Origin of the sequence: uncultured Ruthenibacterium sp., from assembly GCF_963558415.1 — a bacterium.
In the GTDB taxonomy this organism is placed as follows: domain Bacteria; phylum Bacillota; class Clostridia; order Oscillospirales; family Ruminococcaceae; genus Ruthenibacterium.
The window spans coordinates 1-5,261 of the sequence record NZ_CAUWGY010000118.1; the positions used below are offsets into that span (position 1 = coordinate 1).

The following is a 5,261-nucleotide window of genomic DNA, read 5'->3' on the forward strand; positions in this document are numbered from 1 at the left end:
CCGGCGTCCGGTGATATAACCATCTGTAAATCCAGAGCGCGAAAATACATTTTGTAATAATTCTTCATCGTAGGGCTGACCGTCGCGTGCCTGTACACAGGCATGGACGGCGGCGGCCACGTATTCGGGCGTGCGCAGACGGCCCTCGATTTTGACGCTTGCCACGCCTGCCCCGGCCATAGCGGGCAGATGGCGGATGTGGCTCATGTCCTTGAGGCTCAAGTGGCACGCACCGGGAGCACCGGCGCTGAAGGGCAGGCGGCACGGACCGGCGCAGGCGCCCCGGTTGCCCGAGCGGCCGCCCAAAAAGGCGCTCATATAGCACTGGCCGCTGACGCTCATGCACAAAGCGCCGTGGATGAAGGTTTCCACCTCGATGCCGCAGTCGGCGGCGATGGCGCGAATCTCCTCAAGGCTCAACTCCCGGGAGAGAATTACCCGGGAAAAGCCCAGATCCCGCAGCATCTGCGCACCGGCCAGACTGTGTACGCTCATCTGAGTGGAACCGTGCAGCGCCAAATCGGGAACCAGTTGTTTTGCCAGGCGGGCTACCGCCAGATCCTGCACAATGAGTGCGTCGGCACCGGCAGCGGCCACGTCCCGCAGCGCCTGTTCCAAGCCGGGCATCTCGCCCGGGTAGAGGGTGGTGTTCAGCGTCACGTACACTTTCACATTCCGGGCATGACAAAACGCCGCGGCCTCGCGCAAGGCTGCGGCGGAAAAGTTGCCCGCGGATCGGCGGGCATTAAAATGCAACAGCCCGAGATACACAGCGTCTGCCCCTGCGTACACCGCCGCGCGGAGCATGTCGGCATTGCCGGCAGGCGCCAGGATCTCGGGCCGGTTCAAATTCTGAAACGGCATTATTTCTGCTCTTTCAGATAACCCAGCTCACGGCGCAAACGCTCCCCCTCGCGCCGAGCCTCTTCAGCCGCCAGCTTGGCCTTGGCTGCGTCCTCGAGATAATCTTTGATCTGGGCGCGCATGTTGTCCGCGCCGCTGGTGCTCTTTTTCAATTCGTCCAGATAGCCCAGGGCCGTGATGACCGCAGCCGTAGCCACAGAGGCCGTCGGGTTGTTGACCATCATCTGGCTCATATCCGCATCCAGTTTTTCCGCAAGACTTAAGACGTACTCCTCCGTGTCGGTGGTAGCGATCACATAGCTCGAACCGCAGATCTCCAATTTGATTTTATTGGCAGGCATGTGAAAACCCCTTTTCTAAAAATAAGTAGTCGGACGGCAAAGTGGGGACACCCCGCCCATTTTGCCATCGTTTCTTCCCTATTATATACGAAATCTTCAAAGATAAAAAGTGGATTTTTGAAAAAAGGTCATAAAAAAAGTGTTTTTATTGAATCCGGCCGCCTAAAATACTATAATAAAGGTGCTTTTATGCAAGATAAAATAATTCTTTTATAAAATGATAAAGTGGGAGTAGATGAATTTGGAAACCAAAATGACGACCAAAGCGTTTGAAAAAATGCTGGAGGACAAACTGTTCAGTGAGTTTGCCATCGACATTGCCTCTGCCACGGACGAACAGATCTATCGTGCACTGGCACTGATCGTACGGGGCATGCTCAGCCGCAAACGCAAGGAATTCATGTCCCGGACCTACGGCACCGGCAGCAAACAGGTGTACTATCTGTGCATGGAATTCCTGATGGGCCGCAGCCTGAAGACCAGCCTGTTCAACCTGGGACTGAACGAGATTGCCGAAGATGTACTGAAAAAACACGATATCAAATTGGAAGGCATCTACGATCAGGAGCCGGACGCAGGACTTGGAAACGGCGGACTGGGCCGCTTGGCCGCATGTTATTTGGACGGTCTTGCCACGGACTGCATTCCCGGCACGGGCTACTCCATTCTGTACGAGTACGGTATTTTCAAACAGAAAATCGTGGACGGCTGGCAGGAAGAGCACGCCGACAACTGGCTGCCCGGCGGCAGCGTGTGGCTGAAAAGCCACCCCGATCAGGCGGTGGAAGTGAAGTTTGACGGCGAGATCGAGGAGAGCTGGGAGGGCAGCTATCACAGCGTGACCCACAAGAACTACTCCAGCGTCATCGCCGTTCCCTACGACATGTACGTGTCGGGCTACGGTTCCAAGGGCGTGTCCCAGTTGCGTTTGTGGAAGGCAAAGGCACCGGGCTTTGACATGAGCAGCTTCAACGCGGGCCAGTACGGCAACGCCATCAACAAGAGCGCCAACGCGGAGCTCATCAGCAAGGTGCTTTACCCCAACGACAACCATGTGGAAGGCAAGATTTTGCGTCTGCGCCAGCAGTACTTCCTCAGCGCCGCGTCCATCGGAGACATTGTGAAAAACCATCTGTCTCAGTACGCCACCTTGGACAATCTGCCCGACCAAATCGCCATTCACATCAACGACACGCACCCGACGCTGGCCATTCCCGAATTGATGCGCATTCTGCTGGACGAGTGCGGCTTCACCTGGGAGCATGCCTTTGACATCACCCGGCGCACCTTCGCTTACACCAACCACACGGTCATGAGCGAAGCGCTGGAGAAATGGAACATTGACATCTTCAAAAAGACGCTGCCCCGCATCTATCAGATCTGCGAAGAGATGGACCGCCGCTGCCGCGCGGATTTGCAGAAAGTGTTCTACGACGACTGGGGCAAGATCAACTACATGGCCATTCTGGGCGACAACCAGGTGCGCATGGCCAACATCTGCTGCTATGTGTGCCACACCATCAACGGCGTGTCCAAACTGCACAGCGAGATCATCAAGCAGAGCGTGTTCCACGACTACTATCTGTACGCGCCCAAAAAATTCACCAACGTGACCAACGGCATCGCTTATCGCCGCTGGCTGCTGGCTTCCAACCCCGGCCTGACCAACCTTTTGAGCGAGACCATCGGCGACGGGTTCAAAAAAGACGCGTCCAAGCTGAAAGATTTTGCGAAATTTGCCTCGGATAAGACCGTGCTGGCAAAACTGGGCGAAGTGAAAGAGCAGAACAAGGTCATTTTTGCCGAGCACCTGGCAAAGGTCACCGGACAAATCATCGACCCCCACAGCATTTTCGACGTACAGGTCAAGCGCATGCACGAGTACAAGCGCCAGCATCTGAACGCTTTGAACATCGCATCTCAGTATCTGTATCTGAAAGATCACCCCAATGCGGACTTTACGCCCAAGACCTACATCTTCGGTGCCAAGGCCGCACCGGGCTACTATATGGCCAAGCAGATGATCCGCCTGATCTGCAAGCTGGGCGCTCTCATCGATGCGGACCCCACCGTGCGGGAAAAACTGCGGGTGGTATATCTGGAGGACTACTGCGTGACCACCAGCGAGCGGCTGATGCCCGCCAGCGAGGTGTCGGAGCAAATCAGTCTGGCCGGCACGGAGGCGTCCGGCACGGGCAACATGAAGTTCATGGTCAACGGCGCGATCACACTGGGCACTTTGGACGGTGCCAACGTGGAGATCTGCGACGCGGCCGGCAAGGAAAACGAGATCATCTTCGGCATGCTGACCAAAGAGGTCAACGATCTGAAGAACTTCGGCTATCATCCTTCCAGCTTCATCAGCGCCTGCCCGCAGGCCGCGCAGGCACTGGACTTTTTGGAGCGCGGCTGGAATGGCGACAGCTTCCATGAGATCACATCCAACCTGCGCACTTCTGACCCGTACATGGTCATGGCCGACTTTGCCGACTATCTGCGGGCCCAGGCAGATGTGAGCCGCCTGTACGCAGACCGCGACACCTGGAACCGCATGAGCCTGATGAACATTGCAAACAGCGGCATCTTCTCGGCGGACCGCTCCATTCGCGACTACGCGCAGAACATCTGGCACGCAAAGCCTGTGAAATAAACCTTTGCCGGACATTCTCTGCCGCACACGGAATCGTGTGCGGCAGTTGTTTCCGCATACATTTTGCATAGGGAGTCACCGAACCGTATGACGTCAATCTACAACAGTCAGGACCGCTTTTACAAAACCCCTTACGGAGCTGTGCGCGCCGGCCAGGCCGTCACGTTCCGTCTGGCCGTGCCTTGCGATTTCGGCTGCACCACCCCGTATCTGATTTGGAACCGGGACGGCGGTGAGCCGGTGATGCAGCTTTTGCACAAAGAGGACACCCGGGACGGCCGGGATGTGTTTTCCTGCACGCTGAGCTTTGCCCAGGCCGGACTGTACTTTTACTATTTTGATTTGTACACCGGATACCGCAAGTTGTACCGGGGCGCGCTGGGCGAGTGCATCATGACCACCGGAACCGGCGAAAGCTATCAGTTGACCGTATTTGAAGCGGATTTTCAAACGCCCGCGGCCGTGGCTGGCGGCGTGATCTACCAAATTTTCCCCGACCGGTTCTGCGAGGGGGTAAAAAACAAAGTCATGCCTTTTGCGGACCGCATTTACCGGCCTAACAAGCAGGGCGAACCTTATTTCTGGCCCACCGAGCAGGCCGACGGCCATCTGAACCAGGACTACTTCGGAGGCGATCTGGAGGGCATTCGCCAGAAACTGCCGTATCTTGCGGACCTGGGCGTGACGCTTTTGTATCTGAACCCGGTGTTTGAGGCTCATTCCAATCACCGATACAACACCGCCGACTACCGGAACATCGACCCGCTTTTGGGCACCAACGAGGCCTTTGAAGAGCTGTGCTGGGAGGCAAAACGCCACGGCATCGGCATCATTCTGGACGGAGTGTTCAGTCACACGGGGTCCGATTCCATCTACTTCAACCGGGAGTGCCGGTACAACTCCTTTGGCGCGTGGCAGGGCGAGGGCAGCCCCTTCCGCTCCTGGTACGATTTTTCGCCCAACTACAAGTGCGGATACCGGTCCTGGTGGGGCTTTGAGACCCTGCCCGAAGTAAACGAACACGACCCCGCGTACCGCAATTTCATCTGCGGCAAGGGCGGCGTGATCGACTACTGGATGGAGCGGGGCGCGTCGGGCTTCCGCCTGGACGTGGCGGACGAACTGCCGGACGATTTCATCGAGGACATTCGCCGGGCCGTCAAACGCCACGGCGAGGACAAATATCTGCTGGGCGAGGTGTGGGAGGACGCCACCAACAAGTGGAGCTACGGCCGCCGGCGCACCTACCTTTTGGGCAAGGGCCTGGACGGCGTGATGAACTACCCCTTCAAGGACGCGGCCATCGGCTTTGTAAAGGGCGAGGACGCCCGCAGTGTGGCCGACCGAATCGTGCGCATCTGCGAAAATTATCCCGCGCCCGCTTTGAACGCCACGATGAACTTTCT

The 5,261-nt window shown here is 57.0% G+C and carries 4 protein-coding genes; 2 read left to right on the forward strand and 2 right to left on the reverse strand.

What is annotated here, in order from left to right; all coding sequences use genetic code 11:
* Together AB5H98_RS12575 and AB5H98_RS12580 are read right to left on the reverse strand one after the other, a co-directional pair.
* On the reverse strand, window positions 1-864 hold an 864-nt coding region (locus AB5H98_RS12575; protein ID WP_367926241.1), incomplete at its 3' end, for a peptidase U32 family protein.
* The gene (locus tag AB5H98_RS12580) at window positions 864-1,205 is read right to left on the reverse strand and encodes a cell division protein ZapA (protein ID WP_367926242.1); all 342 of its coding nucleotides are present in this window, start codon (window positions 1,203-1,205) and stop codon (window positions 864-866) included. The genes AB5H98_RS12580 and AB5H98_RS12575, both read right to left, overlap by 1 nt.
* Before the next feature lie 253 nt (window positions 1,206-1,458).
* On the opposite strand from AB5H98_RS12580, the gene AB5H98_RS12585 reads away from it, so the two are divergent.
* Both AB5H98_RS12585 and AB5H98_RS12590 read left to right on the forward strand, forming a co-directional pair.
* A complete protein-coding gene (locus tag AB5H98_RS12585) occupies window positions 1,459-3,855 on the forward strand; it encodes a glycogen/starch/alpha-glucan phosphorylase (RefSeq protein ID WP_367926244.1) in 2,397 nt (798 codons plus the stop codon).
* 87 nt (window positions 3,856-3,942) lie between these two features.
* Window positions 3,943-5,261: glycoside hydrolase family 13 protein (locus tag AB5H98_RS12590; protein WP_367926243.1), on the forward strand; the 1,319-nt coding region annotated here is incomplete at its 3' end.

What these genes read in the sequence shown, in the direction of transcription:
- AB5H98_RS12580 (WP_367926242.1), bottom strand. Translation starts at nt 1,205, where the DNA reads ATGCCTGCCAATAAAATCAAATTGGAGATCTGCGGTTCGAGCTATGTG.
- AB5H98_RS12585 (WP_367926244.1), top strand. Translation starts at nt 1,459, where the DNA reads ATGACGACCAAAGCGTTTGAAAAAATGCTGGAGGACAAACTGTTCAGT.